We start from the raw sequence: 20871 nt of genomic DNA, 5'->3' as shown, positions 1-20871 counted from the left end.
CGCCGCGATCGCTCACTGCACGGTCTAAGGGTAGGGCGAGAGCGTAATACTCCAAGGCTTTCTGTTTCTCTCCTAATGCGTTGTAAACCGCACCGATATTGGTGAGGGTATAGGCTTCACCGCCGCGATCGCTCACTGCACGGTATAAGGGTAGCGCTTGGTTATAATACTCCAAGGCTTTCTGTTTCTCTCCTAATGCGTTGTAAACCGCACCGATATTGCTGAGGGTAGTAGCTTCCCCGCTGCGATCGCTCACCGCACGGTATAAGGGTAGCGCTTGGTTATAATACTCCAAGGCTTTCTGTTTCTCTCCTAATGCGTCGTAAACCCGACCGATACCAGTGAGGGTGTTCGCTTCCCAGGCGCGATCGCTCACCGCACGGTATAAGGGTAGCGCGAGAGCGTAATACTCCAAGGCTTTCTGTTTCTCTCCTAAATCGAAGTAAACCCTACCGGTGTTGTTGAGAGTGGTGGCTTCGCCAGAGCGATCGCTCACCGCACGGTATAAGGGTAGGGCGAGAGCGTAATACTCCAAGGCTTTCTGTTTCTCTCCTAAATCGAAGTAAACCCTACCGGTGTTGTGGAGGGTAGCTGCTTCACCGCCGCGATCGCTCACCGCACGGTATAAGGGTAGGGCGAGAGCGTAATACTCCAAGGCTTTCTGTTTCTCTCCTAAATCGGAGTAAACCCTACCGGTGTTGTTGAGAGTGGTGGCTTCACCGCCGCGATCGCTCACCGCACGGTCTAAGGGTAGGGCGAGAGCGTAATACTCCAAGGCTTTCTGTTTCTCTCCTAATGCGTCGTAAACCAAACCGATATTGTTGAGAGTAGCTGCTTCACCACCGCGATTGCTCACCGCACGGTATAAGGGTAAAGCTTGGTTGTAATACTCCAAGGCTTTCTGTTTCTCTCCTAATGCGTCGTAAACCGCACCGATATTCTTGAGGGTGATGGCTTCACCGCCGCGATCGCTCACCGCACGACGTAAGGGTAGGGCTTGATTGTAATACTCCAACGCCTTCTGTTTCTCTCCTAAATCTGAGTAAACCGCACCGATACCCGTGAGGGTAGTAGCTTCCCCGCCGCGATCGCTCACCGCACGGTATAAGGGTAGGGCGAGAGCGTAATACTCCAAGGCTTTTTGTTTCTCTCCTAAATCGTCGTAAACCCCACCGATATTGTTGAGAGTGGTGGCTTCTCCGCCGCGATTGCTCACCGCACGGTATAAAGGTAGCGCTTGGTTATAATACTCCAACGCCTTCTGTTTCTCTCCTAATGCGTCGTAAACCCGACCGATACCAGTGAGGGTGATGGCTTCACCGCCGCGATCGCTCACTGCACGACTTAAGGGTAGGGCGAGAGCGTAATACTCCAAGGCTTTCTGTTTTTCTCCTAATGCGTTGTAAACCCTACCGATGTTGTTGAGAGTGGTGGCTTCACCGCCGCGATCGCTCACCGCACGAAATAAGGGTAGGGCGAGAGCGTAATACTCCAAGGCTTTCTGTTTTTCTCCTAAATCGTTGTAAACCACACCGATACTCGTGAGGGCGTTCGCTTCCCCGCTGCGATCGCTCACCGCACGACGTAAGGGTAGGGCGAGAGCGTAATACTCCAAGGCTTTCTGTTTCTCTCCTAAATCGTTGTAAACCGCACCGATATTGCTGAGGGTAGCCGCTTCACCGCCGCGATCGCTCACTGCACGAAATAAGGGTAGGGCGAGAGCGTAATACTCCAAGGCTTTCTGTTTCTCTCCTAAATCATCGTAAACCCTACCAATACCCAAGCAGGAAAATGCTTCTCTCTCTTTATTTGCGACTTCACGAAATAACACCCTCGCTCGTTCCCATATCTGAACTGCCTGTCGCAAGGATTCGGCAGAACCTTCTTTATACAAACGCCAGCCTTCTTGAAACAACCGTTCTGCTTCAGCACTCACATCGTTCTGCGCGACGACGCTTTGCCCTTCTTCCCTCGCGGTTTCCACCGCCGTTGCCATTCCCGCCCCCGCACTGAAGTAGCAGCAAGCCGACATCAGCGCAAGGCAAAAAGAAGCAGCATTTCGGTGCAATTTGTCGTTTTTCATGGCGCTTAACTTCAGTTTAATTGGATGAAAATTTTGCAAGAGTAGGGTGTGGAGCGCGAAGCGTAACGCACCGATTCAATAAATCCCATTGGTGCGTTACGGCGCGATTCTAATAGGGATATTTTAAAGCCTCAACTTAGCTCGCGCCTGACCCGCCCGATTGGCTAGTAAACTTCGCGGTTTAGCCGTTATTGTATAACGCGGTTGGGGGTAGGGGCGGCTCCGTTACCAAAATTGTAATGAAAGGGAATTAGGTAGGGGCAACCGCATTGCTCATTGGTGTCAATTTAAGCTTAAACCTGCTCGCCCAGACCGCCTTGGGTTCAAACCCAAGGCTAATAACTTAAGTCATCTAAAGATGACTCGAAAATTCAGTCCATTTTAATGGACTTGAGCTATTAGCCAAGAACTTGAGTTCTTGGCGGGCTAAGTGTTTCACCTTGAGTTGACGCTAATGAGAATTGCTATGCTCTGTAACGCTATTAACAAATTAACCGTGGTGGGCATTACCAATTTTTGGCAATTTTTCTCAGATTTTAACTAATACCAATTCTAATGGATTTTGCACGATTCCCGAAGAGGGCATAACAATGTTATGCCCCTACGATGAAAAATTTATTGCATCGTAACTGAGAATTGGTATAAGGCAATGCCCACCCTACTTCTCGCTCAATTCTCGTTTTGCATTCGATGTGGAAGTGAAAGCACCAAGACGGTGCGTTACGGCGCGCTGAAAATCTCTTTTTTTCCGAAGTTTAGCTTGCGCCTAACGCACCCTACATTGATTCAACTATTAACAAATTAGTTGTGGTGGGCATTACCGATTTTTAGAAATTTTTCTCGGAGTTGAGCTAAGGCAATGCCCACCCTACATCTCGCTCAATTCTCGTTTTTCATTCGATGGGGAAGTGAAAGCACCAAGACGGTGCGTTACGGCGCGCTGAAAATCTCCTCCTTTTTTCTGAGGTTTAGATTGCGCCTAACGCACCCTACATTGTTCAACTATTAACAAATTAGTTGTGGTGGGCATTACCGATTTTTAGAAATTTTTCTCGGAGTTGAGCTAAGGCAATGCTCACCCTACATCTCGCTCAATTCTCGTTTTTCATTCGATGGGGAAGTGAAAGCACCAAGACGGTGCGTTACGGCGCGCTGAAAATCTCCTCCTTTTTTCCGAAGTTTAGCTTGCGCCTAACGCACCCTACATCTGACGGGGTGACGGGGCGACGGGGCGATCGAGGATACCCAATTTAGATGCGTCTTAGCTTAACTCTGAGCTAAAAACTGGCGTTTCTGGCACGAGGAGGCGGCGACGAGGAGCAACCGCTACAATATGCAATGTAAAGAAAGTTTGCGGACTGGGCAGAGATGAAGCGCATTGTCTTAATTGCAGGGTTTGAGTCGTTCAATGCAGACTTGTATCGTCAGGCGGCAGAGTTGGCGATGTCTCGCTGTCCGGGGTTGGAGGTTTTGACGTTTAGCGATCGCGATATTACCGCTTCTCCTGAAACCGTTGCCGCTGCGCTGAAGGATGCTGACGTTTTCTTTGCGAGTTTGGTTTTTGATTACGACCAGGTTTTATGGTTGCGCGATCGCGCGGCGCATATTCCCATTCGCTTGGTTTTTGAGTCGGCGCTGGAGTTGATGAGTTTGACTCAGTTGGGAAAATTCGCGATCGGCGATAAGCCGAAAGGTATGCCCAAACCCGTTAAGTTTATCCTCGATAAGTTTGGCAATGGACGCGAGGAAGATAAGTTAGCTGGCTATATTAGTTTCCTTAAAGTTGGGCCGAAGTTGCTTAAGTATATTCCCGCAAGAAAGGTACAGGATTTACGCAACTGGTTGATTATCTACGGATATTGGAACGCAGGTGGATGCCTGAACGTCGCAGCAATGATGTGGACGATCGCGGAAAAGTATTTAAATTTAAAATCGGTCGATATTCCCGATGTTATCGAAACACCAAACATGGGTTTATTACATCCCGATTATAAAGGTTATTTTACCTCACCTCAAGCCTATTTGCAATGGTTTTGCGAGCAAAAATTGTTAAGTTTTCAGTCAGAAAGTTGTAGAAGCGAGTTTAAGGAGCGAGCGTCAACGTTAGCAACACTAACTACTTCTAATCGTCCGGTTATCGGGATTCTTTTATATCGCAAGCACGTTATTACCGAGCAAGCCTATATCCCTCAACTGATTCGTCAGTTTGAAAGCGCGGGGTTAATCCCGTTACCCATCTTTATTAACGGCGTTGAAGGTCACGTTGCGGTGCGCGACTGGATGACAACGGATTACGAACAGCAGCAGCGTCAACAAGGAAATATTGAAATAAAATCCCTCTCTACTGAAGCTGTTAAAGTGGATGCCATCGTTTCAACGATTGGTTTTCCGTTAGTGGGCGGGCCTGCGGGGTCGATGGAAGCAGGGCGACAAGTCGAAGTTGCCAAGCGCATTTTATCCGCAAAAAATATTCCCTATATTATTGCCGCGCCGTTACTCATTCAAGATATTCACTCTTGGACGCGGCAGGGAATTGGTGGATTGCAAAGCGTTGTCTTATATGCACTTCCGGAATTAGACGGCGCGATCGATACCATTCCTCTCGGCGGTTTGGTAGGCGAAGAAATTTACATTGTACCGGAGCGGGTTAAACGCTTAATCGGACGTATTAAAAGCTGGATATTATTGCGACAAACTCCGCCCGCCGAGCGAAAACTTGCAATCTTACTCTATGGCTTTCCTCCCGGCTATGGTGCGACGGGAACGGCAGCTTTATTAAACGTACCCAAAAGCTTGCTCTCGCTGCTGCATCAATTGAAAGCACAAGGATATCATGTAGGCGAACTCCCTAAAGATGGGGAAGAAATTATTCGTCAAGTTAAGGAAGCTGACGAAGCTTTAAATTTTCCTCAAGAAGAACGTGCTGAAAATTTTAGCTCGCCTGTTGAAGATGCAACTATTCCCGATACCGTCAGCGCACAGACCTTAGAAGAGTGGTTGGGCTACCTGCAAACAACCCGGATTGAGAAACAGTGGAAATCTTTAACCGGAACGGGAATAAAAACGGTAGGCGATGCGTTTCAAATCGGCGGGGTTCGCTTCGGTAATGTTTGGATAGGCGTACAACCGCCATTAGGGTTAGCAGGTGACCCGATGCGCTTGATGTTTGAGAAAGATTTAACACCGCATCCGCAATATGCAGCGTTTTACAAATGGCTGCAAAACGAATATCAAGCTAATGCGGTAATCCACTTTGGGATGCACGGAACGGTGGAATGGTTGCCCGGTTCTCCCCTCGGTAATACAGGCTATTCTTGGTCGGACATTTTACTGGGAGATTTGCCCAATCTTTATCTTTATGCCTGTAATAATCCGTCGGAATCGATGTTAGCGAAGCGGCGAGGTTACGGTGTCTTAATTTCTCATAACGTTCCGCCTTACGGACGGGCGGGATTGTATAAGGAGTTGATGGCGTTGCGAGAATTAATTGTAGAATATCGCGAGGATCCGGAGAAAAATTATGCGCTGAAGGATATCATTTGTCAGAAAATCCTGGATGCAGGAATCGATCGCGACTGTCGGTTTGAGGAAGGAGAGAAGTTAGGCATCGCGTTGACGGTCGAAAATGCCAAACTGTTTAGCAAGAATGCAGTCATGGCTTATTTTGTCAAAGTATATGACTATCTTTTAATTGTCGAGGAACGGTTATTTTCCTCCGGACTGCATACATTAGGAGAATTACCGGGCGCGACAGCCTTAAAATCCTATCTTTCTGCTTACTTTGGCGACGATTATCTGCCCGATTTTGTTTTCGATGCGATTTGTAATGGAGAGAGGGAAGAGAATATTGTTGAACGGTGGGAGATTGAAGAGAGAAAGCGGTTAGAAGATGCGATCGCGTTGCGAGAGTTACTGATGCAAACATCCGATGAAATAACAAACTTGTTACGGGGCTTAAATGGTGAATATATACCCCCGGCACCGGGCGGCGATTTGTTGCGCGATGGCCCCGGCGTATTGCCCACAGGACGCAATATCCACGCCCTCGATCCTTATCGAATGCCGTCGCCTGCTGCTTGCGAACGCGGTAAAGAAATCGCTCGTAAAATCATCGCCCAACATCAAGAAGAACACCAAACTTACCCCGAAACAGTCGCGGTAATGTTGTGGGGCTTAGATGCGATTAAAACCAAGGGAGAATCGATCGCGATTTTACTGGAACTCGTGGGAGCGGAACCTGTTAAGGAAGGGACGGGGCGTATCGTGCGTTACGAGTTGAAACCGTTGGCAGAGGTGGGACACCCGCGCATTGATATTCTAGGCAATCTTTCAGGGATTTTCCGCGATAGTTTTGTTAATATTATTGAGTTACTAGATGACCTTTTTCAACGAGCGGCACAAGCAGAGGAACCCATCGAACAAAATTTTATTCGCAAACACGCTCTGGAATTGCAAGCGCAAGGAGTAAAAAATAGTTCGGCGCGGTTATTTTCCAATCCAGCGGGGGATTTTGGTTCGTTAGTGAACGATCGCGTCGTCGATGGGAACTGGGATAATAGCGAAGAGTTGGGGCAAACCTGGGAACAACGCAACACCTTTAGTTACGGACGCAAGGATAAGGGGGAGGCGCGCCCGGAAGTGTTGCAGCAGTTGTTGAAAACGAGCGATCGCATCGTGCAGGCGATCGATTCGGTAGAATACGGTTTAACCGATATTCAGGAATACTACGCCAATACCGGCGCATTGAAACAAGCCGCCCAACAGCGTAGCGGTAAAACCGTCACCGCGTCCTTCGTTGAAAGCTTCTCCAAAGACACGACACCGCGCAAACTCGAAGACTTACTGCGCCTGGAATATCGCACCAAATTGCTTAACCCGAAATGGGCAGAAGCGATGGCAGAACAAGGAAGCGGCGGTGCGTATGAAATCTCGCAACGGATGACGGCGTTAATCGGTTGGGGGGGGACGGTTGACTTTAGCGACAATTGGGTGTACGACCAAGCGGCAGATACCTATGCGTTGGACGCAGAAATGGCGGAGAAATTGCGCCAAGCGAACCCGGAAGCGTTCCGCAATATCGTCGGGCGAATGCTAGAAGCGCACGGACGGGGATTGTGGGAAGCGGACGAGGAACGATTGCAACAGTTGCGGAATTTATACGACTTGACAGATGAAGAGTTGGAGGGAGTGGCTTGAATTAGAAATTAAAAATTAGAAATTAAAAATTAAAAATTGTTTCCTTCAACATCAATTGTCAATTATTCAGCGACTTGCTTGCGATCTGAAATCCGGGTCTCGTAGCGTACTGAAGCCGACTTAAAGGAAAGCGCGTTTCATGGCTCAGGAAAGAAGCACATTATACCGCAAAATGGATTCAGAAAACAGCTTCGTTACAAAAATCACCCTACCGCTGGGAAAATGGGTACTTTTCCCGATCGGGGGGATATAAATTGTTTTTCCTGGGTCAGAATAAGTGCATAACTGGCTAGATGTTCCCATATCTATCTATAAGCAAGGTATTAAAGTTGCAACTCTAGCAAGAAATGAGGTTTGTCATGCACACTGTAAGACAGGGCTTAGAGGAAACTATCTTAATGACTAACTTAGGTGTGGAGTTAGAGGCTCGGTGGCGCGAACGCTTGCTAGAAGACTTTCCACAGCAAGATGCTAAAACTCGCTCTAGTGTTGTCTGCTGGCTGCTGGGCGCGCATCCCGAACGACTCGACGAGCTACACCCCGCTCAATTGGCGATCGCTCGTCAGGCAATGGAATATCGCTACCGCATTTTATCGCAGCGCTATTTAAACGCGGGACCGACTCAAGCGTATAAAAATTTAATCAAGCGGTTGAGCGGGCTGATTATGCTGCGCAATAAAATTCAGACGTGGGTATCTTTAAGTCGCGATCGCAATCGTGCGACAACGGATGTATTACAAGAAGTCATCCAAGAGATGCTTAATAGCGATCGCTATATTCAATCTTGCATTGTTGAAATCGGGCGCTGTACCCAAGATGCCAACCTGCGAAACGCGCTGCTGCTAGCCAGCATTGAAGAATATTGCTTGCGTCCGATTCGCAATCAACCGCTACTCGTTTACCGCTTTGTGAACTACCTGCGGCGGACGCAACGGGGCGGAATGACGCAAGTTCCCCAAAAAGACATCGTGCGGATTGTCTCCGACGAGATTGCGACGGATGACGGCGAGGGTACGGTGGGCTTGCTCGACGATCGCGCGATCGCGGATTATCAAGAAGAACAAGCTTGGGAAGAACAGCAAGTGTTGCGCCAATCAGTGCAGCGCGAGTTCGAGATTTACCTAGAAGCCAAAGTCGATCCCTTAGCAGCAACGTGGTTGAGACTCTATCTGCAAGGTAAATCCCAAGAAGAAATCGCCGCCGCGCTCGATCTCCCCATCAAGCAAGTCTATCGGCTGCGGGAAAAAGTCAGCTACCACGCCGTTAAAGGCTTCGCGCTCAAAACCCGTCCCGATCTCGTCGCTGAATGGCTGCAAACCTCTCTCAAAGAAAATAACCTCGGACTGACTCCGGGACAATGGGCTGAGTATTGGGAGGGTTTAACGCCCGAGCAGCGCCAGTTGCTCGAGCGACTCAAAGCCGGAGAAACCCCAGAAGCGATCGCCAAAGCGTGCAATCTGAAGCTCGCGCAAGTAACGGGGGAATGGGCGAAACTGTACCAAATCGCTCAAGCCCTTCGCAGCGGCGATTAATTGAATAATGAATAGTGAATAATGAATAATGAATAATTAAGCCGTTAACCTCAAACAGATGCTCGACAATTCTCTAATGAATCGGGCATTTGGCTCTTTAGAAGGACATCTCTAAAGAGCCAGTCCAGCAGGAATGACTTGACAAAATGCCATAGCTGTGTATTGCACTCTAATTCTCCGCACTCGCTTCAACGCTGCCGTCGGGATTCAACTTCAAACGAACTTGAGTGGTACTTTCATCCGAGGCGATGCCAAAACTTTCACCGAGGAGAGGCATAGGGGTGCGATCGAGATAAATCCCGGAAACCTGCCCGTAAGGGACAATCCGCTCGATTGTGCCATCTTTTTTGAGAATCAAACTATACTGCAACGGCTCATTCAAATCCTTCGGCGCTTGCCAGCGCTGCTGAAAATAATTCCGAACTCCATCGACGCGAGCGGCAACGCGCTGAGCGGGTGGAACTGCCGCCACGTTTGCATTATTACTCGCTTCGTTCTGCCGCGCTGCTGCTGTATTGCCGGTTTCTGGGGCGCTGGCTGTCGTTCGTGCGTCCGAAGTCAGGGGCGGTAGGGTTGTCGGTAAAGAAGGGGGAGGAGCCGTCGGAACAACGGGAGCGTTAGATGGCGGGAAAATGGGCGTGACGGGCGAAGCTTTGGGGGCAGGGGCGGGGGCGGGCATCGGTCGATTCGGCTGGACGAGGGGAGGGTAAGGACTCGTCACTGGAGGGGCAGGGCGAGCGGTAATTTGCGGTTCCCCGGTTCGAGTAGATCTCTGCTGGGGAGCCGGTTTCGCGCCGGTATTGGGACGAATAAGCAGCGGGCTGGAATCCGAACTCCTGCCGTTTCCCGTCGCCGAACCGGGTTGGCCGACAGGCGGGACGGGGGCAGCACTGCCGGGGGTAGCATTGCGAGCGGCGGGCGGCACGACGGATTGCGGCGGGGCGACTTGTTCGAGCTTGCCGAGGGGCGAAGGTAGCGTTGGGGAGGGGATGGGCAGGCCAGTTGCGGGGGGAGTGGGGAGGGGTTCGAGGGCGGGCGAGGGCGCGATCGCAACCTGGTCTTGTTGGGGAGCAGAAGCCGTTGTTGGAGCGTTGGAACGATTTTGCAAGATAATGGCTGTACTGGCAGCGCCGACGGCAAGGACGGCTCCGGCTACGGCTGCCGCCCAGGGCATTACGGTAAGTTTTGGCGATCGCGTTTCGTCGAGTTCCGGCAGCACGGCGACATCGGCGCTGTAGTCATCAAGAGCAGTCGCGAGGTCGAACAGTTGAGTCGCGCTCAATTCGATCCCGTCGCCGGATTGGAGCGTTGCCAGGTCGCCAAAGGCGAGATAATGCTTTAATAAACCTTTGGGTTGAAGGAAAGGCGAAGCGGTTGAGGGGGAGCCAGCTTCCAGATTGTCGGGAGCGACAACTAAGGTAGCGGCGGTTGTGTTATCGGGCGCGGCACTGGCTTCGGTTGGGGGATATAAGGGATAAGCCGAGCGAGCGGGCCAACGGGCGGGGGCTGATTCCATCAAGAAATCTTGCACGTAGCTTCGGACGACTTCGCATAGTCGTTCGAGTTGGAAACTGTCACCCGCGATCGCGATTTGCTCTTCTGCGAGTTTTCGGGGGTCGTCGAAGTTTAACTCGAACCGTGCCGTTTTAAACAACGGACGCGCACCCCAACGCGATAAAGGCGAGGTTTTCCCGATAATTTTCAGGGTACAAGTCGGGGGAGTATAGCGTCTGAGGGCTGAGGTAGAAAAGAGCATAACTTGTCTGGGGGGGGCGAGGACGCGGAGCAGATGATTTCAAACTTGAGAGCAAGGAGTTAGCTGGCGCGATCGAACAGGGCGAGCCAAAGGCGGCGGTGTCCGTTCGCTGCCCCATAAAATAACAGATCGATCAGAAGTTTAAAGGCTAATTGCTCGAGAACTTCTGCCGGTAGGGGTTCGCTTTCTTCCATACGCTCTTGATAAGTGTTTCCGAACGCATCGAGATAGTCGCCTAAGAGGGCTACCTCGTGGGGCGCTCGATTTTGTTCTGCCATTTGTTCGAGAAGACTAACCGCACGGCGGATTAATTCTTGATGTTCTCGTGCGAGATGGGCGACAATTAGCACCAACGCTCGCGCTTCTTCGACATCGAGTTTTTTCCGTCCTCCCGAACTTTTCCGCATCGGGTTGGATTGGCGCAAACGCCACAGTCCGACGCGATCGCTGACAACATCTTCTAAATTCAGACTCGAAGCTGCATCCAGCATCGCTTCCGAACCGATCCCCGCAAGGCTTTCGAGGGCCATGAGTACGAGGTCGAGATGAGCTTTGATATTGTCGAGTTGCCCGCTATCCGGCTCGGTGGCAAGCGGTAAATCTTGCTGCTGGGGATAGTTAGGGACGGGTTTGGCAGGTGGGCGCATATCTGTTTCTACATTAATCCGTTCTTGAGTTTAGCGTTAGCCGGTTACAGTTCTTGATACAGGAAATAATTGATAATTGATAATTGATAATTGACAATGGATAACGAAGAGAGGGGAAATAATTGACAATTGATAATGGATAATTGACAACGAGGGGAGCTAATTGATAATGGATAATGGATAATTGACAACGAGGGGAGCTAATTGATAATGGATAATGGAGAGTGACTGCTTCTTTCGCTCCATCTCCCCTTCACCTCATCATCATTCATCATTCAGCATTCATCATTCATCATTCATCATGCCCGCTTCCCCCTCATCATTCATAATTCATAATTCATAATTCATCATTCAGCATTCATCATTCATCACTCCCCCTTCCCCATTCATAATTCATAACTCATAACTCATAACTCATAATTCATCACTCATCATTCTTAGGTTGACTGTCTTCAGGCAAATCGGTAAAAACTCGCTCTCCCGGCTTCAATCCTTCTAAAATTTGCGTTTTATCTCCCAACGTTAAACCAATTTTAGCTTCGCGAAACTTGGGTTTATTATCCTCCCCAATAACCATTACGCCGCGTTTTCCTTCATCCGTGACAATCGCCACCGTCGGCACGACCACGGCGTTAGAGAGCCGCTCGCCGATAAAAGTCAAATCGACATTCATTCCCGATCGCAATTCTTTCTCTGCCTTGTCGTCGATCGCAACCCGCACTTCAAAAGAAGTCACATTTTGTTCGATTACGGCTTCGGGAGCCACTTGCTTAATTAAACCCCGAAATATTTTATCTGGGTAGGCATCGGCAGCAATTTCAACGGGCTGTCCGGGGCGCAATTGTCCGACATCAACTTCAGGAACTTTGGCGACGATTTCTAAGCCTCGAGCGAGGGCAATAATCGAAGTCGAAGTTGCCGAAGCCGCACCCGAAGCGGAAGTTGTCGGCGTGACAAAAGACCCGGGATTGGCGTACTTCTGAGTCACAATCCCGGCAAAGGGGGCGCGGATACCGGTTTGGTCGTACTCAATTTTGACTTGTTGTAGCTGGGCTTGCGCTGCACCCGCTGCTGCTTCTAACTGTTTAATTTCTTCTCGAGCGCTGCGCTCGCGTTGTTCTGCGGCAATTCGAGCTTCGGCGGCGGCAGCTTTAAGTTGTGTGATGGCAGAGATACGCTGTTGGAGGGCTGGCGCGTCGGTGCTTTGAGATTCTTGGAGGCGTTGTTGGGCTTCATTGAACGCCGCCTGCGCCTTGTAAAAGTCAGCTAGGACTTCATCCAAGCGATCCCGAGTTATCGCGCCTTCTTGGTATAAAAACTGATTGCGTTTAGCTTTTGCCTCAGCGAGGGCCATACTCACGCGGGCTGAATTAACCTGTTGCTGGACTTGGTTGGTTTCTGCTGGCAGGCGGCGGCGCGCTTCTTCGTAGCTAGCGATCGCTTGTGCGTAGTTAGCTTGGGCGCTGGCAAACCGCGCTTTCGCTTGGTCGATTTCTCCGGGAATGCGGACTTTAGCGGCGTTGAGGTTGGCAATGGCTTGCTGCAAATTGGCGTTCGCTTGCATCCCTTTAGCTTGAATGTCATCATTTTCCATGATGGCAATCAGTTGGTTTTGTTCGACGCGATCGCCTTGTTCGACGCGCAACTGCACGAGGCGACCGGCTTTGGGCGGGCTGACATTAACGCTCTGGATGGGGACGACGGTTCCGCTGGCTGGGATGCGCGCGGTTAGGGCTTCTTCAGTGGCGGGAATCGTCAGACTCTCGAAATCGGTTTTCGGCCGGGTGGCATTGATAACAGCAACTGAGGTTCCGGCGATCGCTAAAATACCGCCGACGATCGAAGCAAGGAGCCACGGAAAGGGGCGTTTGCGTTTGGCGGGCGGGGTAAGTTCCATGAGCGCGATCTTTATAGGAAGAGAGCCGAAGAATTCTTTTTCATGGTAGCGTGACAATTCTCGAGCTAAGCTGAAGCTATTCAAGCACAGAAGAAGTCAAGCTAAGATTGAAAATCGATGTAAGTATCTTAAGACAATGAGTAGATTGAGAGGCAGGTTTGTGGCTGGAGTGAATTGGATTTTTTCGGTGTTGGTCGTGGCGAGTGCCTCGATGGTGGCTTGCCCCGTTCGCGCCCAAGCGCTGCTTCCCTATGCGTTGCAAGTCGATGGAAAGGGTTTGGAGCAGCAGGGAATGGCTTTGTTTCAAGACGCGCTGCAACTGGTTCAACTCGGACAGTACGACCTCGCTCTGCCTCGGGCGGAATTAGCGGTGCAGTTGGCTCCTGAAGCTCACGAGACTTGGTTTGTTTTAGGCACGCTTTACGTTCAAAATAAGCAGTTAGATAAGGGAATCGAGATGTTGCTCAAGGCTCGAGCAATTGCGCCCCAGGAACCGGGTATTTTCTTTACGCTCGGTTCTGCTTATTTTCAAAAAGGGGATTACAATACGGCGATTCAAGAAATCGAAAAGGGCTTGACAATTGAGCCGAAATCTGTAGAAGCGCTGTTCGATCTGGGAAATTCGTTTTTACGACTGACGCGCTACCCGGATTCGATCGCGGCTTACGATCGCGCGATCGCTCTCGACAAAAAGTTCTGGCCGGCCATTAACAATATTGGCTTGGTTCACTACGAGCAAGGCGATACGGCTTCTGCCCTTCAGCACTGGCGCGATGCGGTGGCTCTCGATCCCGAGGCGGCAGAACCGCAATTGGCGATCGCGGTGGCGCTGTTCGCCCAAGGACAAACCACCGAAGCGCTGCGCTTAGGCGAAGCCGCCCTTTCAATCGATCGCAAATACGCCGAAGTCCCCTTCCTCAAAGAGAATTTGTGGGGCGATCGCTTAATTGCCGATACGCAAAAATTTTTAGCGATGCCACAAATTCAAGCCTTTCTCGCCCGCTTTCAACAATAAAGCCGCGCGCACATTTGACAAGAGGGCGCAGAAATAGTACAAATATTCTTGTTGGAGCGAGGGTAGGGTTCGTTCCGCTTTCACAAGTCGTGCGTTTCGGGTCGAACCCTCGTACCGCTCGCAACGCTAAAAAACTCCAAAATTATTATCCTCCAGGCAGATGCTGGAGAATTTGGCTGACAAACTCTTGATGATCGACAACGGGTTTAGAAATATACCCATCAGCGCCGCTTTGTTTGAGAAAATTCTCGCGATCTCCCTCCATCGCATGAGCGGTTACTAAAATAATCGGCAAATCGGCAGTCTTCGGATCCTGCTTAAGCATTTGGGTAATTTTAATCCCATCCACCGACTTACCTTGGTAAACGCTGTGGGCGAGGGAAACATCCATCAAAATAATGTCAATTTCCCGCGATTGTGCGGCTCTCATCACCTCTTCCACATCTTCGGTACTTTGAACTTCCAAGCCTCCCCGCTTCGTAAGAATCTTAGAAAAAACGCGAAGATTGATCGGATCGTCTTCTACAATCAAAACGGTTGTCATAGCTGTTAATTGAAAAATAGATCGGGTGAGATCGGGACAAACGAGAGAAAAAGATATTGGTTCGACTTTTGTAATCGTGCCATTACAATGGCCATCCGTCATCCCTTTTGGCTATCGCAGTAGAGGAACAAGAAACTCATGGCAAAACAGTTAAACCTGTTAGAGACCGGTCAAATTATTCCGACCGCCCTCCATACGGAAATGGAACGGTCTTATCTAGAATATGCCATGAGCGTCATTGTCGGGCGAGCGCTTCCCGACGTGCGAGACGGACTCAAACCCGTGCATCGACGCATTTTATACGCCATGCACGAACTGGGATTAACGCCCGATCGCCCGTACCGCAAATGCGCGCGCGTAGTCGGAGACGTTCTGGGGAAGTATCACCCGCATGGCGACCAAGCGGTATACGATGCCCTAGTACGCATGGTACAAGAATTCTCCAGTCGCTATCCGCTCCTCTCCGGACACGGGAACTTCGGTTCGGTCGATAACGATCCGCCAGCAGCGATGCGCTATACGGAAACTCGTCTAGCTGCGATCGCGCAGGATGCAATGCTAACCGAGATCGGCGAAGCGACGGTAGACTACGCCAGCAATTTTGACAACTCCCAACAAGAACCCGTCGTTCTGCCCGCTCAGCTTCCCTTATTATTACTCAACGGCTGTGCGGGAATTGCCGTGGGAATGGCCACAAATATTCCCCCCCATAACCTCGGAGAAATTGTCGATGGTTTAATCGCCCTGATCGATAAGCCCGATCTCGCCGATGAAAAACTCTGGGAATTAATCCCGGGGCCGGATTTTCCCACCGGAGGGGAAATTGTAGCCGTGGAAGGATTGCGCGAAACTTACGCGACCGGACGCGGGATTATTCCGGTGCGAGGCGTAGCGCGCATCGAACGCATGAACGCCGGGAAGAAACGGCGCAAAGAAATCGACGCAATTATCGTCACCGAACTGCCCTATCAAGTGAATAAGGCGGGTTGGATTGAAAAAGTGGCTGAATTAGTCAATCAGACCAAAATTGAGGGGATTGCCGACATTCGCGACGAAAGCGATCGCGAGGGGATGCGCGTTGTCATCGAAACCAAGCGCGATGCTAATGCCAAAACAATTTTAGAGCAACTCTACCGACAAACGGCCCTGCAAACCAACTTTGGGGCGATTATGCTGGCACTGGTCAATAATAAACCCTGTCAGTTAACCCTGCGCGAATTGCTGCAAGAATTTTTGCAGTTCCGCGAGCAAACGCTGACGCGCCGCTACAGCTACGAACTCGAACAGGCACAACGACGAATTCATCTAGTGCAAGGATTACTGAGCGCTCTTTCGCAGTTAGATGCGACGATCGAAATTCTCAGAAATGCCGCCGACGGGACGACAGCAAAAATGGCGCTGCAAGAACGGTTGGATTTGAGCGAAACGCAAGCCGATTCCATTTTAGCGATGCCGTTGCGCCGCTTGACGGGTCTGGAGCGGCAGAAGTTGAAGGCTGAATACGAGGAACTGCAAGGTGCGATTGCGCGCTTGCAACTGCTATTGGGCGATCGCGGCGAGTTCTTAAAGGTCTTAAAGAAGGATTTGCGCGCCTTGAAGCGGAAGTTTGGGGACGAACGCCGTACTCGGATCGTGCGGGTGAGAGGGACGGGAGAGGGGGAGACGAGGAGAGGGGGAGACGAGGAGAGGGGGAGACGAGGAGAGGGGGAGACGCAATTGCCCGCTAAGGGTAAACGTAAAAAGGAGGAAGACTCGTTGGCGCTGGAGTTGGAGATTGAGGTTGCGCCGAGATCTCGCCTTCCGGAAGCAGCGGTAGTAGAAGTCAGTCGTAAGGGCGGGATTTACCTCCACGCTGCGCCGCCGGTGTCAGATAAGATGCCGAGTAAGGGCGAGGATGCGATCGTTTTTCGGGAGGCGATCGCGGGACGAGAAACCTTTGTCGCCGTAACTGAAAATGGGAAAGCTTATCCCGTCGCCCTCAACGAAGTGCCGATAACGGGGAAAGCTGTACCCCTAATTAAATATCTTCCCGCGAGCGTCCAGAGCAAGCGAGAAGCGACTTCAGCGTACTTTTTTGTTCCAGAAGACCTGAATGCCGTTTCTTTGGTGCTGCTGAGCCAGCAGGGGAAGATTAAGCGTTTGGCGGCGACGGAGTTAGGGGAGTTAAGCAATCGCGGTGCGATGTTGATGAAATTGAAAGAAGGCGATCGCGCGATCTATCTCGGTTTAGCGCGGGAGGGGGATGAAGTGGCGATCGCGACCTCGGGGGGGCGAATTTTGCGCCTCGCGATCGACGAAATGCAGTTACCTTTAATGGGACGAAGCGCCCAGGGGAACCAAGCAACTCGCCTGCGGGTGGGCGAAGAAGTCGTCGGTTGCGCCGTGTTGCGTCCGGAACAAAATCTCTTTTTAGTGACGCGGATGGGATTTGCCAAACGCATCCCCCTGAGTGCGATTCGCCTCGCCCAGCGCAGCGATATCGGCACGCAAGCGCTGCAATTTAGTGAAAAGGGCGATCGCCTCGCGAGTCTGGTTCTGTGTCCGTCCGATCGCGAACAAATTACGATCGTTACTACCAGTCAGCGCGCGATCGCGTTGCCGGTAAAATCGATTGGCTTGTGGGGGAAAGATGGCTGCGGCGATCGCGTTCCCAAATTAAAGGCAGACGAGCAAATCTTGGAGGCGATCGCCGTTTGGGATAACCGAAAATAACGTCAGTTTAGGTTAGGCAAAACACTTGAGTTTTTGTTTTTTGTCAGAGGCATTGGGGTTAATCAGTAGGGGGTTGTATATTAAATAGAACATAGGGAGGCGGGTTTTCAGACCGGGAATTGCGCTCTTGGCAAAGGTTTTAGAGTAAACCCGCCCTACAATTCTGGTTAACTTTTTTACGCCCCCTTACTTAGGGGTAATTGCTAATCTGTAACTCCCGTTATAATCAATTTATCTCAATTGACAGTTGCGGGTCGGATTTTATGGTTCAAACCCCCCTCTCTTCCCAAACCCTATATCCCGATTCAGACGGGAAACCGATGGCAGATAACACCGAGCAGTATGAGTGGATTGTTCGTTTAGCGACCAATCTCAAGCATTTATTGAAAGATAAAATTGCCTTTGTTGCGGGAGATTTGCTATGGTATCCCGTGCAAGTCAGCGAACCGCCCGCCCCCTGCCAAGCGCCCGATGTAATGGTCGCTTTAGGTCGTCCGATGGGATATCGAGGCAGTTACAAACAATGGGAAGAAGATAACATTGCCCCTCAAGTGGTGTTCGAGATTCTATCCCCCAAAAACACCCGTCGGGAAATGGCACAAAAGCAGAAGTTTTATGAAAACTATGGGGTATTAGAGGCGTATTATTACGACCCGCAGCGTCAAGATTTCTGGGGTTTTGTGCGGGAAAATTCCGAAGATATATTCACGTTGATAACGGCGTTATATTTACCTTGGACATCGCCCTTATTACAGATACGGTTTGAGCGATTTGAAGATGGGTTATCTGTATTTCATCCAGATGGCGAACTGTTTGCCGACCCGGAAGCGAGTATGCTGGAACGGGATGAGGCGATTTTAAGAGAAGAAGAAACCCGGGCTAAATTGAGCAAAGCCTTAGCGAAACTTCAAGAGTTGGGTATCGATCCGGAAATGCTTTAACGTTAAATCAAATCGGTAGGGGCGAATGGTATTCGCCCGCTAGGTGTACCTCATCCATGTGAAAACTGCTATACCAATTCTCCGAGTTCGGACGACACATCTTGAGGCTGAAACCCCTGATACATCTATGTTTCTTCATTTTTAATTTTTAATTTTTAATTTTGAATCGGTATTACGTTGCGCGAAATAGGCTTTGTATCCCAGCGCTGAATCCTAGCGATCGCAGCGCTGGACTATAAAGGCTTCCTTTCCATTAAAATCGTTGACCGAGACCGAATTGAACGCGACTGTCGCCGCGATCGCTGATACCATAGTCAGCACGAATCGTACCCACCGGAGAATTGACGCGCACGCCCGCCCCGTAACCGAATCCCGTCCCCGGTTTACTCGCCCCCGGTTCGCCCGGAACGCTACTACTCGAACCCAAATCGGAACCGAAATCGGCAAACAGAACGCCGCTAACGGGAGAATCGAACAAAGGAACGCGGTATTCTGCCGTTGCCAGGACGTAGCTGCGGGAAGTCGCTAAATCGCCATTTCCGTAACCGCGCACCGAATTCGCACCGCCGAGGGTAAACGCTTGGTAGGGCGGCAAATCGCCAATCGTCGTCCCGCCTTGGACATTAAAGGCGAGAACTTCGGGATTTTTACCTTGGAAAATGCTGAGGGGAACGTATTGAGAATATTTAGCTTCCAAGCGGTTCATCAAAATGCTACCGCTACCGATGGGAAGCGATTGTTCGGTACTGAAATTCACCACCGAACCCGAAGTCGGATTGGCGGGATTGTCGCGGCGATCCTGTCCGACGGCGGCGCGAACGGTAACGAGATCGTCAATTCCGCTATCGCTGAGGCTGAGGGGTTTGCCATTAGCATCAACGGGGGTAACTTTACCGTTGCCGTCGCGGATGCTGGTGCGAGTATAGTTCAGCCCGACCGACGCATTCCAATCGTCGATGGGTTTGGTAACGGTTACGCCCGCCCCGATGCGCCGTTCTCTGGGAGTATCGCCGTTAGCGAGGGTAGAATCTTCTAACGCGGTGGAAGTGCCGCTACCGCGAAACGCATTGATGTTATAGCCCATTTCATCGGGACGACTGGCGCGGTAAGGTTTGCCGTAGTTAGCGTTAAACTGAACATCGCGAGTGCCGACGGTGGCGTTAACGTTAAGTTGGTTATTTACACCGCCAAAATTTTGGTCATTGTAGCGAATCGAGCCGAATAACCCCGCGCTGTCGCTATAACCGCCGCCCGCATCGAATCCGCGCGAGGGACTTTCAGTGAGGAGGTAGGCGACGTTAACTTGCTGGTTGGCCGCGTCATCGAGCTTGATATTAGCGTTTTTAAAGAGTCCGAGTTGATAGAGTTGGCGCAAGTCTTCGCGGGCGGTATCGATGCGGAAAATGTCGCCCGGTTGCAGTTTTAAGCCTTTGCGAATGTAGTCTTGTTGGGTGCGTCCGTCGGTGGGTTGTCCTTTGTCGTCGAGGAAGCGAATATCGATGTTGGAGATTGCACCTTCTGCGACGGTAACTTTAATCAAACCATCGCGGGTGGGGTGCGCGTCGGTTACTCTAGCGAGGACATAGCCGTTATCTTGATACCAACGCTCGATTTGGGCTAAGCCTTGTTTGATGGCTGCGGGACTGACGGGTTTGCCGATGCTATCGCTGAAGAAAGAATTAGCAACATCGGCGGGGAGAACTCTGGCATTATTGAGTTGGAGCGATCGCACGATGCTCGGTTCGACTGCAAAAGTAACGTCTAAACCGTCGCGATTGGCTTGACTGCTAGCTCTCGCGGTACTAAATAAGCCCGTCTCTAACAACGTTGCTGCATCGCGTTGCAGTTGTTGTTGGTTGGTGTCGCCGCCTTCTTTCGTTGCAATGGTTTGGCGAGCGATTTCCTGTAACTCTTGGCTTGCCCCAACAATACTGACGCGAGTTGCCCTAACAATGACATCGTTGGGGTTTGATTGTAAAGTGGGAACGCTCGGGCGCTGGGAAAATTCCGGCGTGTTTCGGGTTTCGGGTGTTGCAGTGGGGTTCGGCGTTGCGGGAACTGCCAGCCCTTGGGAAGGCGACGGGGCGCGAGTCGTAGCGGGGCTGACGGGAACGGCTAAACTGTCTGAGGTGGGATTCGCCGAAGCTGGATGGGGGAGGACTCCCCCGAGAAGGGCGGCTAACGCGATGGGTGTCATTGAAGAGAGACGCATAGTCAGGAGTCCTAGTCTTGTTACAAATTGCTGCTTTTGCTTGACAAGACCGGCGATTTTTTATGCAGTTCCCGCATTTGTGCCAGCAAAAGAAGCGCCACAGTTACGGGAACTAGCGCTATTAATTTGTAATTTGTAATTTGTAATTCGTAATTCGTAACTCCGGATCGCAAGCCTCTAATTTTAATGCCGTTAATTTTTCGGGCGCGATCGATACTCAATCCCTGAAAAACGCGAGTTCGACGGAACCTGACACCTACATCCTATGTAAGCTGAAAGCCTCACTCTTTCCTGACAAGGCTCCCATTCAGGTTTTCATCGAACTCACGTTATTAA

At 50.7% G+C, this 20871-nt stretch carries 11 protein-coding genes; 5 read left to right on the top strand and 6 right to left on the bottom strand.

What is annotated here, in order from left to right:
* A partial coding sequence (locus H6G50_RS14390; protein ID WP_190717422.1) for a tetratricopeptide repeat protein occupies window positions 1-2083 on the bottom strand: 2083 nt, incomplete at its 3' end.
* Between the two features lie 1368 nt (window positions 2084-3451).
* Between H6G50_RS14390 and bchH the strand changes: the two genes are divergently transcribed.
* Window positions 3452-7279 (top strand): magnesium chelatase subunit H, encoded by a 3828-nt coding sequence (gene bchH / locus H6G50_RS14385; protein ID WP_190717420.1) that lies wholly within the window; start codon window positions 3452-3454, stop codon window positions 7277-7279.
* Between the two features lie 398 nt (window positions 7280-7677).
* Window positions 7678-8811, top strand: coding sequence for a HetZ-related protein 2 (locus tag H6G50_RS14380; protein WP_242032831.1), 1134 nt, complete (start codon window positions 7678-7680; stop codon window positions 8809-8811).
* Window positions 8812-8980: 169 nt separating this feature from the next.
* Here the strand turns inward: H6G50_RS14380 and H6G50_RS14375 are convergent, their stop codons facing one another.
* The 3 genes from H6G50_RS14375 to H6G50_RS14365 all read right to left on the bottom strand — a co-directional run bounded on the left by H6G50_RS14375 (window position 8981) and on the right by H6G50_RS14365 (window position 13111).
* A complete protein-coding gene (locus H6G50_RS14375; protein ID WP_190717416.1) occupies window positions 8981-10567 on the bottom strand; it encodes a DUF4335 domain-containing protein in 1587 nt (528 codons plus the stop codon).
* 59 nt (window positions 10568-10626) lie between these two features.
* A complete protein-coding gene (locus tag H6G50_RS14370) occupies window positions 10627-11214 on the bottom strand; it encodes a DUF3038 domain-containing protein (protein WP_190717414.1) in 588 nt (195 codons plus the stop codon).
* A gap of 424 nt (window positions 11215-11638) precedes the next feature.
* The gene (locus H6G50_RS14365; protein ID WP_190717412.1) at window positions 11639-13111 is read right to left on the bottom strand and encodes an efflux RND transporter periplasmic adaptor subunit; all 1473 of its coding nucleotides are present in this window, start codon (window positions 13109-13111) and stop codon (window positions 11639-11641) included.
* Window positions 13112-13247: 136 nt separating this feature from the next.
* Between H6G50_RS14365 and H6G50_RS14360 the strand changes: the two genes are divergently transcribed.
* On the top strand, window positions 13248-14126 hold the full coding sequence (locus tag H6G50_RS14360) for a tetratricopeptide repeat protein (protein WP_190717410.1): 879 nt from the start codon (window positions 13248-13250) through the stop codon (window positions 14124-14126).
* Between the two features lie 145 nt (window positions 14127-14271).
* On the opposite strand, the gene H6G50_RS14355 is transcribed toward H6G50_RS14360, so the two are convergent.
* Window positions 14272-14670, bottom strand: a complete 399-nt coding sequence (locus H6G50_RS14355; protein ID WP_190717408.1) for a response regulator — start codon at window positions 14668-14670, stop codon at window positions 14272-14274.
* A 138-nt stretch (window positions 14671-14808) separates the two neighbouring features.
* On the opposite strand from H6G50_RS14355, the gene H6G50_RS14350 reads away from it, so the two are divergent.
* On the top strand, window positions 14809-17382 hold the full coding sequence (locus tag H6G50_RS14350) for a DNA topoisomerase (ATP-hydrolyzing) (RefSeq protein ID WP_190717406.1): 2574 nt from the start codon (window positions 14809-14811) through the stop codon (window positions 17380-17382).
* A 263-nt stretch (window positions 17383-17645) separates the two neighbouring features.
* Window positions 17646-18323: a Uma2 family endonuclease gene (locus tag H6G50_RS14345; RefSeq protein ID WP_190717404.1), complete on the top strand. Its 678-nt coding sequence runs from the start codon at window positions 17646-17648 to the stop codon at window positions 18321-18323.
* Window positions 18324-18576: 253 nt separating this feature from the next.
* Here H6G50_RS14345 and H6G50_RS14340 read toward each other — a convergent pair whose 3' ends face one another.
* Window positions 18577-20535, bottom strand: a complete 1959-nt coding sequence (locus H6G50_RS14340; protein ID WP_190717402.1) for a BamA/TamA family outer membrane protein — start codon at window positions 20533-20535, stop codon at window positions 18577-18579.
* Window positions 20536-20871 lie beyond the last annotated feature (336 nt).

It is taken from the genome of Oscillatoria sp. FACHB-1406, from assembly GCF_014698145.1.
Taxonomy (GTDB): Bacteria; Cyanobacteriota; Cyanobacteriia; order Cyanobacteriales; family Spirulinaceae; genus FACHB-1406.
This window is presented reverse-complemented; position numbering and strand designations above follow the sequence as displayed.